At 30.1% G+C, this 13978-nt stretch carries 14 protein-coding genes; 7 read left to right on the forward strand and 7 right to left on the reverse strand.

What is annotated here, in order from left to right; translation table 11 throughout:
* The first annotated feature begins 22 nt into the window (after positions 1-22).
* The gene (locus tag CBD51_003815; GenBank protein RPG59012.1) at positions 23-1312 is read left to right on the forward strand and encodes a hypothetical protein; all 1290 of its coding nucleotides are present in this window, start codon (positions 23-25) and stop codon (positions 1310-1312) included.
* Here the strand turns inward: CBD51_003815 and CBD51_003820 are convergent.
* Genes CBD51_003820 through CBD51_003830 form a run of 3 tightly spaced genes read right to left on the reverse strand, consistent with a single transcriptional unit; the run spans position 1309 to position 4692 of the window.
* A complete protein-coding gene (locus CBD51_003820) occupies positions 1309-2292 on the reverse strand; it encodes a M28 family peptidase (protein RPG59013.1) in 984 nt (327 codons plus the stop codon). The genes CBD51_003815 and CBD51_003820 overlap by 4 nt on opposite strands.
* Positions 2264-3730, reverse strand: a complete 1467-nt coding sequence (locus CBD51_003825; GenBank protein RPG59014.1) for a cysteine--tRNA ligase — start codon at positions 3728-3730, stop codon at positions 2264-2266. Before CBD51_003825 ends, CBD51_003820 begins: the two co-directional genes overlap by 29 nt.
* Before the next feature lie 8 nt (positions 3731-3738).
* Positions 3739-4692: an NAD-dependent epimerase/dehydratase family protein gene (locus tag CBD51_003830; protein ID RPG59015.1), complete on the reverse strand. Its 954-nt coding sequence runs from the start codon at positions 4690-4692 to the stop codon at positions 3739-3741.
* Positions 4693-4744: 52 nt separating this feature from the next.
* Between CBD51_003830 and CBD51_003835 the strand changes: the two genes are divergently transcribed.
* The 4 genes from CBD51_003835 to CBD51_003850 are packed head-to-tail and all read left to right on the forward strand — an operon-like array spanning position 4745 to position 9512.
* Entirely contained in the window at positions 4745-5803 is a 1059-nt protein-coding gene (locus CBD51_003835) for a rhodanese-related sulfurtransferase (protein ID RPG59016.1), read from the forward strand.
* A 33-nt stretch (positions 5804-5836) separates the two neighbouring features.
* The gene (locus CBD51_003840) at positions 5837-7000 is read left to right on the forward strand and encodes a homogentisate 1,2-dioxygenase (protein RPG59017.1); all 1164 of its coding nucleotides are present in this window, start codon (positions 5837-5839) and stop codon (positions 6998-7000) included.
* On the forward strand, positions 6993-8120 hold the full coding sequence (gene hppD / locus CBD51_003845; protein RPG59018.1) for a 4-hydroxyphenylpyruvate dioxygenase: 1128 nt from the start codon (positions 6993-6995) through the stop codon (positions 8118-8120). The genes CBD51_003840 and hppD overlap by 8 nt, the downstream gene beginning before the upstream one ends.
* Positions 8121-8126: 6 nt before the next feature.
* Positions 8127-9512: a sodium:proton exchanger gene (locus tag CBD51_003850; GenBank protein ID RPG59019.1), complete on the forward strand. Its 1386-nt coding sequence runs from the start codon at positions 8127-8129 to the stop codon at positions 9510-9512.
* A gap of 6 nt (positions 9513-9518) precedes the next feature.
* Here the strand turns inward: CBD51_003850 and CBD51_003855 are convergent, their stop codons facing one another.
* Both CBD51_003855 and aspS read right to left on the reverse strand, forming a co-directional pair.
* Positions 9519-10208: a DUF554 domain-containing protein gene (locus CBD51_003855; GenBank protein ID RPG59020.1), complete on the reverse strand. Its 690-nt coding sequence runs from the start codon at positions 10206-10208 to the stop codon at positions 9519-9521.
* Positions 10205-11962, reverse strand: coding sequence for an aspartate--tRNA ligase (gene aspS / locus CBD51_003860; GenBank protein RPG59021.1), 1758 nt, complete (start codon positions 11960-11962; stop codon positions 10205-10207). Before aspS ends, CBD51_003855 begins: the two co-directional genes overlap by 4 nt.
* Positions 11963-12038: 76 nt before the next feature.
* Between aspS and CBD51_003865 the strand changes: the two genes are divergently transcribed.
* Both CBD51_003865 and CBD51_003870 read left to right on the forward strand, forming a co-directional pair.
* Positions 12039-12491, forward strand: a complete 453-nt coding sequence (locus tag CBD51_003865; protein RPG59022.1) for a nucleoside deaminase — start codon at positions 12039-12041, stop codon at positions 12489-12491.
* A 3-nt stretch (positions 12492-12494) separates the two neighbouring features.
* On the forward strand, positions 12495-12911 hold the full coding sequence (locus tag CBD51_003870; protein RPG59023.1) for a BrxA/BrxB family bacilliredoxin: 417 nt from the start codon (positions 12495-12497) through the stop codon (positions 12909-12911).
* Positions 12912-12937: 26 nt separating this feature from the next.
* On the opposite strand, the gene gatC is transcribed toward CBD51_003870, so the two are convergent.
* Positions 12938-13225, reverse strand: a complete 288-nt coding sequence (gene gatC, locus CBD51_003875) for an Asp-tRNA(Asn)/Glu-tRNA(Gln) amidotransferase subunit GatC (GenBank protein RPG59024.1) — start codon at positions 13223-13225, stop codon at positions 12938-12940.
* Complete coding sequence (locus tag CBD51_003880; protein RPG59025.1) at positions 13212-13949, reverse strand: 1-acyl-sn-glycerol-3-phosphate acyltransferase; 738 nt, start codon at positions 13947-13949, stop codon at positions 13212-13214. Before CBD51_003880 ends, gatC begins: the two co-directional genes overlap by 14 nt.
* Positions 13950-13978 lie beyond the last annotated feature (29 nt).

Genomic DNA, 13978 nt, shown 5'->3' on the forward strand with positions numbered 1-13978 from the left:
AAATTTAATTATTTTAAATATTATGTATTTCAAAGAATTAAGGTCATGGATGCACACCTGTATCCCAAATACATCTATTGTTGTATTTAGAATTACATTTTCAATTATACTTTTAATACAAACATTTTATTTTTTTTATAATGATTTTATTTCTGAAAATATTATTAAGCCATTTGTTTTATTTCCGTTTATAGAAGGTATATACCCCCAAAACAAAACATCACTATTAATAATCGCATCCTTTATGTTAATTGCAAATATTGGGATGATTATAAATCGTACAGCGAGATTTTCTTCATTAATTTTTTGTATTTGTTTCACTTACTTTTGGCTATTAGACAAGGGGTATTTTAATAATCACTATTACTTTATATCAATAATTTGTTTTTTACTTTTTTTAATAAATACAAAAAGTTCACTTAAAAAGAATATTCTAGTACCTCGAATATCTCTTTTATCTCTGCAATTAATGATTTTTATTGTATACTTTATTTCTGGTATAAATAAATTAAACCCCTATTGGCTTTTTGACTTGCAACCTATAACACACATTTTAGAAGTAAAACATGAATTAACTAAGAACCCAATTTTTATTCAAAAATGGTTAGCAATTGCAATGAGCTATTCTGCTTTATTGTTTGATTTATTTATTGGATTCCTATTACTTGGAAAAAAAACTAGAAGCTTTGGATTTATATTAGTTATCTCCTTTAATATTATTAATTTTTATCTATTTCGTGATGTTGGAGAAATTGGATTATTCCCATTTTTTATGATTTCTACATTAGTCCTATTTATTAATCCCAGGAAAATTCAAAAGATTTTAAAATTAGAAGACCAAAAAGAATACGTGATCCGAAATAATCAAGTAATAAATAAATTAATTCTAGTGTTTTTAATAATTCATATACTTCTTCCTTTTAGACATATATTTTTCAATGGTCATGTTGATTATAATGGTATTGGGCAAAGATTTTCATGGAGAATGAAAATAATGTATAAAGAGTCGGTTATTGAGTACTTTATTATTGATAAAGTATCACAAAAAAAATATTCTGTTGATATTTCAAAAATGCTAACCCCCATGCAATACAACAATCTCAAATACTATCCCGATTTAATTATCCCTTTATCCAAAAAAATTAAGTCAGAAGCGATAGAAAAATTTAATATCCAACATCCTAAAATAACTTGTAATTATAAAACATCATTTATGGGTAGAGAGGCACAATTGTTATTTTCACCAGAAATTGATTTAAGTAAAATATCCACTAAGAAATGGGTAAATCAATGGATATGGGAATTAAATTAATCTTCATGATAAAGTACTTCCAGAACAGTCTGTCCGACTGCATTTAAAGTAGCTTTATCTATATTACTCATGTCATCAGAATGCTTGTGATGATGTTTATTAAAACGATTATGTGTGTTAGCGTCATACTCAACAATATTGATTGTTGGAATATGTATCAGATTATTAATATATAAGTGATCATCAATAATTGGTGGTGTTTTTTCGGAAATAAAAAAATTTGAATAACCATTTTTTGATGCTGTGCTCCAGACCTTTTCTACAATACGTGATGCAAATTTTATAGATACTCCCTCTTTGGTAAATCTCGCATTCTCACCTCCTACCATATCTAATAAGATGCCATAATCAGCAAAGTAATTTGCAACATGTGGATTATTTGACCAATACTGTGACCCTAGACACCATGAATGAGGCTTTGAATTTATAGTACCGCTAGGTTCACCTTGATCCTCAACGTCAAAAAAGATTATATCAACACCAATATCTATGGGTTTTATTTGAATTTGTCGCGCAATTTCTAATAAAACACCTACCCCACTGCCACCGTCATTAGCGCCTAAAATTGGATTATTAATATTAATAGAATCGTTATCAGCTATATATCTACTGTCCCAATGTGCACATAATAAAATTCTTGTATATGCATCATTATTAAATGATGCAATAATATTCTTCATGCTCATTCTATGTCCATCAAAACGTTCAACAACATCTGATTGGATAATTACTTCTGCACCATACTCTGACAATTTATTTTTTAAATAAATAGCACAATTTAAATGAGCCTGAGAGTTTGGAACTCGGGGTCCAAAATTAACTTGAGCTTCAATAAAAGAATAAGCTGAATCTGCATTAAATTTTGGAACTATTATTTCAGCTGTTTCAATATCTAGTTTTAATGATTTTACCTCATTATTTTTACATGAAAAAAATAGAAAAACTAAAATACTAACTAATATGTTTCCAGGTCGCACCATCTTTTGTGTCTTTTATTTCAATATTTAAACTATTTAAACCATCTCTAATTTTATCAGCAGTCTCCCAGTCCTTATTTTTTTTTGAATTGTTTCTAATGTCTAAAATCAAAGACATGACATCACTTATGTCAGAAGAATTACTTTTATCCTCTATACTAGAAAGACCGAAAATATCTACTACATATTTATTAAATAATTTTTTTAACTCTTCAATATTATCACCAGATAAATGATTACTACCTTCTTTAGTAGAGTTAATAATTTTTACTGCGTCAAATAGATGCGATAAAACAATAGGAGTATTTAAATCATCATTAATAGCTTCATCACACTTAGAAGTAAATAAAGATACATCTAGATTTGAAGATTTATGAGGTTGAATCTCGTTTAACGTATTTATACCATTAAATAATCTAATTAGTCCTTTCTCAGCTGCTTTAAGGGCAGAGTTGGAAAAATCTATCGTGCTTCTATAATGAGCTTGTAAAAGAAAAAATCTAATGACCATTGGATGATAGGCTTGTTCGAGTTTATCATGAGATCCTTCAAAAAACTCGTTTAATGTTATAAAGTTTCCTAATGACTTCCCCATTTTCTGACCCCCAATAGTTATCATATTATTGTGCATCCAATAATTAGCACCTTTATTATTATTAGCAGCACAACATTGAGCTATTTCAGCCTCATGGTGAGGAAATACTAAATCCATACCTCCACCATGTATATCAAACTCTTCTCCCAAATACTTACAACTCATTGCAGAACATTCTAAGTGCCAACCTGGAAATCCGTCACCCCATGGAGATGGCCACCTCATAATATGCTCTGGGGACGCATTTTTCCATAAAGCAAAATCAACTGAGTTTTTTTTATCCGATTGACCTGCTAAATCTCTTGTGTTATCCATCAAGTCTTCGATTTTTCTTCTTGAAAGAGATCCATATTTATTAGACTTGTTATACTTGACAACATCAAAATAGACTGAACCATTAACCACATAACCAAAACCATTAATAATAATTTTTTTAATCATTTCTATTTGTTCAATAATATGTCCTGATGCCAACGGTTCAATACTTGGGGATTGTACATTTAATTTGTCCATTGACTCATGATATTTTTTTGTATAAAAATGAGCCACTTCCATTGGTTCAAGTTGTAAAGCTTTTGCTGTTTCTCCGATTTTATCCCCACCTTCATCAGCATCATTTACTAAATGACCAACATCGGTTATATTTCTGACATATCTGACTTTGTATTTTAAATGCTTAAAATATCTAAACAAAATATCAAATGTTATTGCCGGTCTAGCGTGACCTAGGTGTCCCTCACCATAAACAGTAGGTCCGCATACATACATTGTAACTACGCCAGGTCTAATTGACTTAAAAACCTCCTTTTTTGCTGATAATGTATTATATATTTTAAAATCTTGCATTTAACTTATTATTTCTTGTATCTTTTTTTCAAATTTAATATAATATCATTAACCATTTGCGATAAATTAAAATTTGGTTTCCAACCCCAATCTTTTCTTGCATAATCATCATTAATTGATTGAGGCCACCCTTTTGCCAAATCGTCTCTATAATCAGGTTCATATTTTACTGTAAAATCTTTAAAGTACTTTTTTATCTCATGTTCTATCTCCTTAGGGCTAAAATATAACGATGATAAATTATATGATGTTCGTATTTTTATTGAGTTTAAAGGAGCATCCATAATACTAATTGTTGCATTAATGGCGTCATCCATATACATCATTGGTAATGTTCTATTCTCAGATAAGAAACATGTGTAATTTCTATTTTTGATTGCTTCATGAAATATATCTACTGCATAATCTGTGGTACCTCCTCCAGGCATTGACTCCCATCCTATCAAGCCTGGATACCTTAGACTACGCACATCAATTCCAAACTTACTATAATAATAATTACATAAATTTTCACCTGCCAATTTACTTACACCGTAAATAGTGGTTGGCTCTGTAATTGCGTACTGATCTACATTATTTTTTGGAGAAGAAGGTCCAAACACTGCAATTGAACTGGGCCAAAAAATTTTCTTAATTTTTTTATCCTTTGCAAAATTTAAAATATGACGTAAACCATTTATATTTAAATCCCATGCCTTATCAATATTCTCCTCACCTTTTGCAGATAAATAAGCTGCTAATAAATAGACCTCAGCAATATTATGCTTATTAATAATTAACTCTAATTTTTCTTTATCTAAAACACTACAAAGTTCGAAAATAAATTTGTGTGACTTCCGAGGAGGATTTAAATCACTACCTATTACATTTTCGTAACCGTATTTTTTACATAACCTATTAATTAAAACAGTACCAATTTGACCATTTGAACCAATAACTAAAATCTTTTTTTTTAACGACATAAACATGAATATAGTAACAAATATATAATCTATTAATTATCTTTGATTTAAGATGAGAAAAAAAAATACAATTTTACATAATAAGTTTGGAAGGGAGGATTTAGAAAAACAATTATCTCAAGAAGAGTTTAAAAGAACAACCCTTTCTTTTTACAAATATGTTAAAATAGAAGACCCTATATCCTTAAGAAAAGAATTGTTTATAAAATGGAATGAATTAAAAGTAAAAGGAAGAATATATATTGCCATGGAAGGTATAAATGCTCAATTATCATGTCCTAGTCCAAATTGGGATCAGTTTGTGAACTCTGTAAAATCAGTTAAGGGTTTTGAAAATATCCCATTTAAAATTGCATTGGAAGAAAATAAAATATCCTTTTTAAAATTAGTAATTAAAATAAAAAAACAAATCGTAGCTGATGGATTAAATGCAAATGAATATGACGTCACTAATGTAGGGTCTCATCTTTGTGCAAAAGAATGGAATGAATGTATTAACAATGGAGCAATTGTTGTAGATGTTAGAAATCATTATGAAAGCAGAATTGGTCATTTTAAGGACGCTATAAAACCTGATGTAGATACATTTAGAGAAGAATTACCATTAATAAAAGAGAAACTGAAAAATCGAAAAGAAGAGAAAATTTTATTGTATTGTACAGGGGGAATTAGATGTGAAAAAACCAGTTCCTACTTAAAGCACCATGGCTTCAAAGATGTCAATCAGCTTCATGGCGGAATAATTGATTATGCAAAGCAAATAAAAGAACACAATCTAGAAAATAAATTTATTGGTAAAAATTTTGTATTTGACGATCGGTTAGGAGAAAAAATATCAAATGATATAATTGGAACATGTGATCAATGTGGGGGGCCATGCGACGACTATACAAACTGCAATTATGTAGATTGCAATTTACTATTTATACAATGTAAAAAATGTCAAACAAAATATGAGGGTTGTTGCAACAGTGAGTGTAAAAAAATGTCTAAACTACCGAAGATTGAACAAAAGAAATTAAGAAAAGTGAGAAAAAGACCATCATTGAATTCATTTAAAAAAAGTATTAGACCAAAAGAAAATATTACTGAAAGAAACATAAACAATTGATAATAAGTATATTTACAATATAATTATTAAACTATGCCTTTTTATCATAAACTTGGTGATATACCAAATAAAAGACACACTGTATTTAAATCAGAATCTGGGAAGCACCGATACGAGGAACTATTCGGAACAATTGGTTTTGTCGGAATGTCTTCACTTGTATACCACGCACAAAGACCAACACAAGTAAAAGAAATTCTAAAAAAAGAAAATATGCAACCCGAAGTTGCAGTAGAAAATAATATAAAATCAAGACTATTAAAAGGTTTTGATTTACCCAAAGCTAAGAATTATCTAGAAAGTCGGACACCAATTCTTATTAATAAGGACTGTCATATTTCACTAGCAGCTCCTAGTGAATCTATGACAGATTGTTTTTATAAAAATACTGATGCAGATGAATTAATTTTCATTCATAAAGGCTCTGGAGTATTAAAAACAATGCTTGGTAATTTAGATTTTTCATATGGAGATTACCTTTTAATTCCAAGAGGTATTATTTATCAAATTAAATTTAATAATGAAGAGAATCGATTATTTATAGTTGAATCTTTTCATCCTATGTACACTCCTAAAAGATACCGTAATCACTTTGGACAATTATTAGAACATTCTCCATATTGTGAAAGAGATATTAGAAGGCCAAAGGATTTAATTACTAAAGATGAAAAAGGAGATTTTTTAATGATGATAAAAAAAGAAGGTATGATGCACCACGTAATATATGGTTCTCATCCTTTTGATGTTGTTGGGTGGGATGGATATAACTATCCGTATGCTTTTTCAATTCATGACTTTGAGCCAATTACTGGAAGAGTTCATCAACCGCCACCAGTACATCAAACATTTGAAACTGATGCTTTTGTTGTTTGTTCTTTCTGTCCAAGGCTATATGATTATCACCCAAAATCAATACCTGCCCCATATAATCACAGCAATATAGACTCTGATGAAGTCCTTTATTATGTAGATGGTGACTTTATGAGCAGAAATCATGTTGAAAAAGGATATATTAGTTTGCATCCTGCTGGTATTCCTCATGGCCCTCATCCCGGAGCAATGGAACGTAGTATAGGACAAAAAGAAACACAAGAATTAGCAGTGATGGTAGATACTTTTAAGCCTCTGAAATTAACCAAGGCTGCAATGAGTCTAGATGATGGAAAATACTATAAATCCTGGATAGAAAATGACTGAAAAATTAAAAAAAATATTTCCTAAAGCACAGGATTTTCTTCCAATTAAAGGAACTGACTATGTTGAATTTTATGTGGGTAACGCTAAGCAAGCTGCGCACTTTTATAAAACTGCATTTGGCTTTCAATCATTAGCATATTCGGGTTTAGAAACTGGTGACTCTACTAAAACTTCATATGTCTTATTTCAAGATAAAATAAGAATTGTATTAACTACTCCAATGTCTGGCAACACCGAAATTGAAGATCATATTACAAAACATGGAGATGGTGTCAAAGTTATCGCGCTTTGGGTAGACGATGCCACAAAAGCTTGGGAAGAAACTACTAAAAGAGGAGCTAAATCATACATGAAGCCAAATCAAAAAGAAGACAAAAACGGCTTAGTAATACGGTCTGGAATTCATACTTACGGAGATACCGTTCATATTTTTGTAGAAAGAACAAAATATAATGGAATTTTTCTTCCTGGATTTGAAAAATGGGAATCATCATATAAACCAGAACCAATTGGATTAAAATATATTGATCATATGGTAGGAAATGTCGGCTGGAATGAAATGAACATTTGGGAAAATTTTTACCGTGATATTATGGGATTTGCAAATCTTATAACTTTTGATGATAAAGATATTTCAACTAAATATACCGCCTTAATGAGTAAGGTTATGACAAATGGTAATGGTCGAATCAAGTTCCCAATTAATGAGCCTGCAAAAGGCGAAAAAAAATCACAAATTGAGGAATATCTAGAGTTCTACAACGGTCCAGGTTGTCAACATATTGCAATTGCTACTGATGATATTATCCATACTGTAAGTGAAATGAATAAAAGAGGTGTCGAGTTTCTACATGTTCCTAAAAATTACTACGATACTGTATTAAATCGCGTTGGCAAAATTGATGAAAAAATATCAAAACTTAGGGATTTAAGTATATTAGTTGACCGTGATGAGGAAGGATATTTACTACAAATCTTTACTAAGCCTGTTGAAGATCGTCCTACTTTATTCTTTGAAATTATCCAAAGAAAGGGTGCGCAGTCTTTTGGAAAAGGTAATTTTAAAGCATTATTTGAAGCAATAGAAAATGAACAAAAAAAACGAGGAACCTTAACTTAAATTTTCATGGACCCATACATTCTTATTATTTCATTATCCTCTATAATCATTATTTCACATTTTTTGAATATCTATTCTGAGAATACAGGTGTCCCTTCTGTTCTAATTCTAATTTTGTTTGGAGCGATTTTACAACTTGACACACAAATAGTAGGATTTCAAATTCTTGATGATACAACACGTAAACCCCTTCTTAAAGTCCTTGGGGTTGCAGGTTTAATTCTAATTTTATTAGAGGCCGCTTTAGATTTGAAAATTAATAAAAATATGATTGTTTCCTCTCTAAGAGCATTTTTTGTCGGTTTATTTGGCTTACTGTGCACTTCATTTGCAATTGCATATATTTTACAAGTTTTTGTTAGCGATTTAGATCTTCTACATGCACTATTATATTCCGTGCCATTGTCAATCATTAGTAGCGCTATAATTATACCTAGTATTCAAAGTTTAGATGAAAGCAAAAGATCGTTTTTAATATATGAAAGTACGTTTTCAGATGTCCTAGGTTTACTAATGTTTCAAGTAATACTTGGTTCATTAGCAACAGGCGCAGTTAAAAAATCTTCTGAAATTGTAGGAAATATTGGACTATCTATATTAATCTCAATCATAATTAGTATTGTTTTAATTTACCTTTTTCAAAAAATAAAAGGTCATACAAAATTGTTTTTTCTTTTTTCAATCCTCCTTTTACTATACGCCTTAGGTGAAATGTTACACCTTTCATCATTATTAATTGTACTAATATTTGGAATCATTTTAAATAACTACCAGTTAGTTTTTGTTGGATTTTTATCTAATTTAATTGACGATGAAAAAGTAACATCTATCCAAAATTATTTTAAAATAATTATCATGGAGAGCGCATTTGTTGTTCGTACGTTCTTTTTTATCTTATTTGGATATTATGTCTCATTAAGTTCATTATTAAATTTTGAAGTAATAATCATTAGCCTCGTTCTTTTGGCAGCAATATATTTTATCCGATTTGTTTTAATTTTCCCGACGATGGGTGGTAGGTCGTGGCCAGAATTATTTTTATCTCCTAGAGGATTAATTACCATTCTACTTTTCTTTTCGATCCCGGAAGAATACGTTGTAAATACAGTGTTTCACACTGAAATTATTCCTGGAATACTCTTGTTTATTATACTGGGAAGTGCATTAGCAATGAGTAATGCACTCATTGGAGTTAAAAAATTAGAATTTGAGAAAAAATTAGCTGAGATTGAAGATGAAAGCAAAGATGCTGAACTTGACAATATTGATCCCGAAACAGACATGCTAAATGATGATTATATTGGTTCTGATATCAAAGAAAGTGAAACAAACGACCTTTTAGAAGAAGAGCAAAATAATGAGACTGACAGTAACGATCTCCAGAGTTTATAGAAAAATCTAAAGTTGAAACCTTAGTAAATATATAAGTATTACAATAAATAATGAGGGCAACATATTTATTGGGTTAATATGTTTATAGCCTAAAATCTGCAATCCTAATGCAATTATTATTACCCCACCGACTGAGCTAAAATAATCTACTAATAATAATGGGAAAAAATCTTTATAATAAAAAACTAAGATAGTAATCCCACCTTGAAAAGCTATCATTGGAATAACGGAAAACAGCACTCCTACTCCTAACGTAGAAGCTAAAATAATTGAGCTTATACCATCCATTATGCTTTTTGTATATAGAATAGTTGGAGATTTCCCAAGGCCTTCGTCAATGGCTCCAACAATAGTCATAGATCCGACGCAAAACAAGAAAAAAGCAGTTATAATACCCTCGGAAAAAGTGTCTGATCGAAGATTTAGTTTATTTTTTAGTTTGTTTATAAAATATGAAATTTTATCTGAAAAATTACCCCACTCACCCAACAAGGTGCCTAATACAATCGATAAAAGCATAACAATAAAATCTATGTTTTTTAACGACATATTTAAGCCTAATACAACAGTAAAAAGGCCTATAATAAAAAAAACTTTTTTATTTAATTCTGGATTAATATATCTTTTTAAAAATAAACCTATTGATCCACCCAAAATTACAGTCAGAACATTAAATAATGTACCTAGTGGTATCATGTTTTTTTCTGATTAAGATTGATTCCTAGCTCATCTAACTGATTTGAGTCAATGTTTGATGGTGCATTTAACATCACATCTCTTCCTGAATTATTTTTTGGAAATGCGATAAAGTCCTTAATACTATCTGAACCAGATATAACAGCACATATTCTATCCAAACCAAATGCAATACCTCCGTGAGGCGGAGCACCATATTCAAAAGCTTCCATTAAAAAACCAAACTTATCTTTTGCTTCGTCATTACTAAAGCCTAATAAGTTAAAAACTTTTTTTTGCAAGTCTTTGTCGTGTATTCTTATTGATCCACCACCTATTTCTGTGCCATTTAAGGCCATATCATAAGCATTTGCACGAACTAATTGAGGGTCTGATTCAAGTAAATCTATATCTTCTTGATTTGGTGATGTAAATGGATGATGCATAGAATGATATTGTCCTGATGTTGAATCAAACTCAAACAATGGGAAATCTGTAACCCAAACAGGGGCAAACTTATTTGGGTCACGAAGACTTAAACGATTTGCTACTTCTAATCTTAGATTACTAATTGCATTTATTGTGCTTTGTTTTTCTCCGGCAATGATTAAGAGTAAATCTCCGTAATTAGCCTCACTCTTTTCCTTCCATTGTTCTAAGTGAATTTTACTAAAAAATTTGTCTACTGAAGATTTGTAATCTGCACTACCATTAAACTTACAATAAATCAAACCTGAAGCACCTATTTGTGGTCTTTTTATCCATTCTGTTAATGAATCTATTTGTTTTCTTGACAACTCAGCCCCTCCCTTAACAACAATTCCTAAAATAGATTCTGCATTATCAAAGACTTTAAAGCCTTGACCTTTGCATACAGTACTTAAATCTTTGATTCGCATATCAAACCTGAGGTCAGGTTTGTCAGTGCCATAATCCTTAATAGCTTGATCATAAGTCATTCTTGGTATTTTATTAATTTTAACCCCCTTGACTTTAAAGAGAATCTCTTTTATAAAATCTTCAAAGATATGTAAGATATCTTCAGTATCAACAAATGCCATCTCACAGTCAATTTGTGTAAATTCAGGTTGTCTATCAGCCCTAAAATCTTCATCACGAAAACATTTCACAATTTGATAATATTTGTCATATCCTGAGACCATTAATAATTGTTTAAATGTTTGGGGTGACTGTGGCAAAGCGTAAAATTCACCTAAATTAAGTCTTGAGGGAACAACAAAATCTCTTGCTCCTTCAGGTGTAGATTTAATTAACACAGGAGTTTCAATTTCTAGAAAACCATTGGTTTTTAGAAAGTTTCTAGTGAAGAAAGTCACATCTGATCTCATAATTAAATTTTTTTGAATTGGCCTTCTTCTGAGATCTAAATATCTATATTCCATTCTTAACTCGTCACCTCCGTCAGTTTGATCCTCAATTGTAAACGGTGGTGTTTTTGAAGTATTTAAAATAATTAAAGATTTTACCTCAACTTCTATTTCACCAGTTGGAATTAACTTATTAATAGATGACCTAAGGACAACTAGACCTTCAATTTTAACAACATATTCTCGCCCTAACTTTCTAGCTTTTTCGCACAATTTAGCATCTGAATCCAAATCAAAAACTAACTGTGTAATTCCGTATCTATCTCTTAAATCTATAAAAGTCATACCACCTAGATTCCTTATTTTTTGAATCCATCCACATAAAGTTACTATGCTATTTACGTTATCTTTTCGTAATTCCCCGTTATTTGCTGTTCTATAACTCATAATATTTATTTCAGGTAAAAGTACAAAAATGGAACAAGAATTCTGGACATCTTTATAATTTACATACATTTATATTATGAATAATTCTCACGAGTTTTATATGAAAAAAGCTTTGATCGAAGCTGAAAGGGGAGCGACAGAGGATGAGGTCCCTGTGGGTGCTATAGTCGTTCATGAAAATATCGTAATTGCAAAATCTTATAACCTATGTATAAAACTTTGTGATCCAACTGCTCATGCAGAAATACAAGTTATTACAGCAGCATGCAACTATCTACAATCAAGATACTTAAATGAATGCATACTGTACACAACACTAGAACCCTGTAACATGTGCAGTGGTGCTATGTATTGGGCCAAACTAGGTCATTTAGTTTATGGAGCAGAAGATCGGAAAAAAGGCTTTAGTCAATTCAAAAATAATCTTATACACCCCAAAACAAAAATAACTAAAGGGATTTTACAGTATGAATCTAGTTTATTATTATCTGATTTTTTTAAAAAAAAACGTAACTTGAAAGAAAATTAAATTATGTATCCAGAAGAACTATGTAAACCCATGAGAGAAGAACTAACTTCCTCTGGATTTAATGAACTAACTACAAGTGAAGAAGTAGATGAATTATTTAATAATAAAAATCAAACATTTTTGATTTTTATTAACTCTGTATGTGGATGTGCTGCAGGCAGTGCTCGTCCAGGGGTTATTCTTTCTACTCAAAATGCAATTAGACCTGATAAATTCACAACTGTTTTTGCGGGTCAAGACAAAGAAGCAACTCAAAGAGCTAGGGAATATATGGATCCTTATCCTCCGTCATCTCCATCAATTGCATTATTCAAAAATGGTGAAATAGTGCATTTTATTGAAAGACATGAAATTGAAGGTAATTTGAAACATGTTATTGCAGAAAATTTAATTAATGCATTTAACCTACACTGCCAATAAATAATTAAGCTAATTTCGATTTACTATTATTTGATGACTTTCGGCACCTTAAAATAATCACTATTATGATGTGCTGAGTTATTTAAACATTCCTGCTTTATATCATGATGGTATACCGTATCATCACGATTTATGTTTAATAACGGATGTATGTGAGTGAGCGGCTCTATATTAGAAGTATCTACTTCTTCTAACTTATCAACAAAAGATAGTATTTGCTTAAAATCTGAAAATAATTTTTTTATTTCCTCATCTTCTAAATTTATCTGAGATAAGATAGCTAGTTTTCGAACTTTTTCTTCATTTATTTTCATAATTTATTAAGGTTTGGTAAATAATATTATAAGTTGATTCTTTTAATTCATTGTAATTAGAACTATTCATAAAGTTAGTAAGCAAGGGCTTATGAATAAATACTCTAAATAAACCTAGTGATAAATTTAATTTATTCTCAGGATATTTTCTCTTATTATCCACAAAAGTAATGGGAATTATTGGGACCTGATTACTAATTGCCAATTTAAAGGCGCCCAATTTAAATTCATCTAATACTATTTCTGGATCTGGCACACCTCCTTCGGGAAAAATCACAATACTTATTCGTTTTTTTAATAATTTATCTGCTTTGCGATATGCACGAAAAGATGATGATACATTACCTCTTTTAAAAGTGATCATCGTTTTAGCATAAAACCAATCAAAAAATTTAATATTACTTACATTTTCCTTCCCTAGAAAAACAAAGGTTCTTGGGAAAGTAGCAAATAATAAAATAATATCAAACTTTGAAGTATGATTAGGACAAATAATATATGCATCATTTAAATTAATACTATTATCAATTTTGAGATGAAACCAAAAACCATTAATTATCAAAACAAATCTGCACCAATACTTACAAAAAAGATGAAATATCCAATATGTTTTATATGAATGGATAACTATAAGTGCAACGGGTGAAAAAATAATTAACCCAAACAAAACCGAAATCCATAACCATGTTCTCCAAACAAGAAAAAAGACATTAAATAATTTCATAGTAAAAGTAAAGTTATAACTTATTATAA

The organism is Flavobacteriales bacterium TMED191, from assembly GCA_002171975.2.
Taxonomy (GTDB): Bacteria; Bacteroidota; Bacteroidia; order Flavobacteriales; family TMED113.

What these genes read in the sequence shown, in the direction of transcription:
- CBD51_003815 (RPG59012.1), top strand. Translation starts at nt 23, where the DNA reads ATGTATTTCAAAGAATTAAGGTCATGGATGCACACCTGTATCCCAAAT.
- CBD51_003870 (RPG59023.1), top strand. Translation starts at nt 12,495, where the DNA reads ATGTATCCAGAAGAACTATGTAAACCCATGAGAGAAGAACTAACTTCC.
- gatC (RPG59024.1), bottom strand. Translation starts at nt 13,225, where the DNA reads ATGAAAATAAATGAAGAAAAAGTTCGAAAACTAGCTATCTTATCTCAG.
- CBD51_003850 (RPG59019.1), top strand. Translation starts at nt 8,127, where the DNA reads ATGGACCCATACATTCTTATTATTTCATTATCCTCTATAATCATTATT.
- hppD (RPG59018.1), top strand. Translation starts at nt 6,993, where the DNA reads ATGACTGAAAAATTAAAAAAAATATTTCCTAAAGCACAGGATTTTCTT.
- CBD51_003840 (RPG59017.1), top strand. Translation starts at nt 5,837, where the DNA reads ATGCCTTTTTATCATAAACTTGGTGATATACCAAATAAAAGACACACT.
- CBD51_003880 (RPG59025.1), bottom strand. Translation starts at nt 13,949, where the DNA reads ATGAAATTATTTAATGTCTTTTTTCTTGTTTGGAGAACATGGTTATGG.
- CBD51_003825 (RPG59014.1), bottom strand. Translation starts at nt 3,730, where the DNA reads ATGCAAGATTTTAAAATATATAATACATTATCAGCAAAAAAGGAGGTT.
- CBD51_003865 (RPG59022.1), top strand. Translation starts at nt 12,039, where the DNA reads ATGAATAATTCTCACGAGTTTTATATGAAAAAAGCTTTGATCGAAGCT.
- aspS (RPG59021.1), bottom strand. Translation starts at nt 11,962, where the DNA reads ATGAGTTATAGAACAGCAAATAACGGGGAATTACGAAAAGATAACGTA.
- CBD51_003855 (RPG59020.1), bottom strand. Translation starts at nt 10,208, where the DNA reads ATGATACCACTAGGTACATTATTTAATGTTCTGACTGTAATTTTGGGT.
- CBD51_003820 (RPG59013.1), bottom strand. Translation starts at nt 2,292, where the DNA reads ATGGTGCGACCTGGAAACATATTAGTTAGTATTTTAGTTTTTCTATTT.
- CBD51_003830 (RPG59015.1), bottom strand. Translation starts at nt 4,692, where the DNA reads ATGTCGTTAAAAAAAAAGATTTTAGTTATTGGTTCAAATGGTCAAATT.
- CBD51_003835 (RPG59016.1), top strand. Translation starts at nt 4,745, where the DNA reads ATGAGAAAAAAAAATACAATTTTACATAATAAGTTTGGAAGGGAGGAT.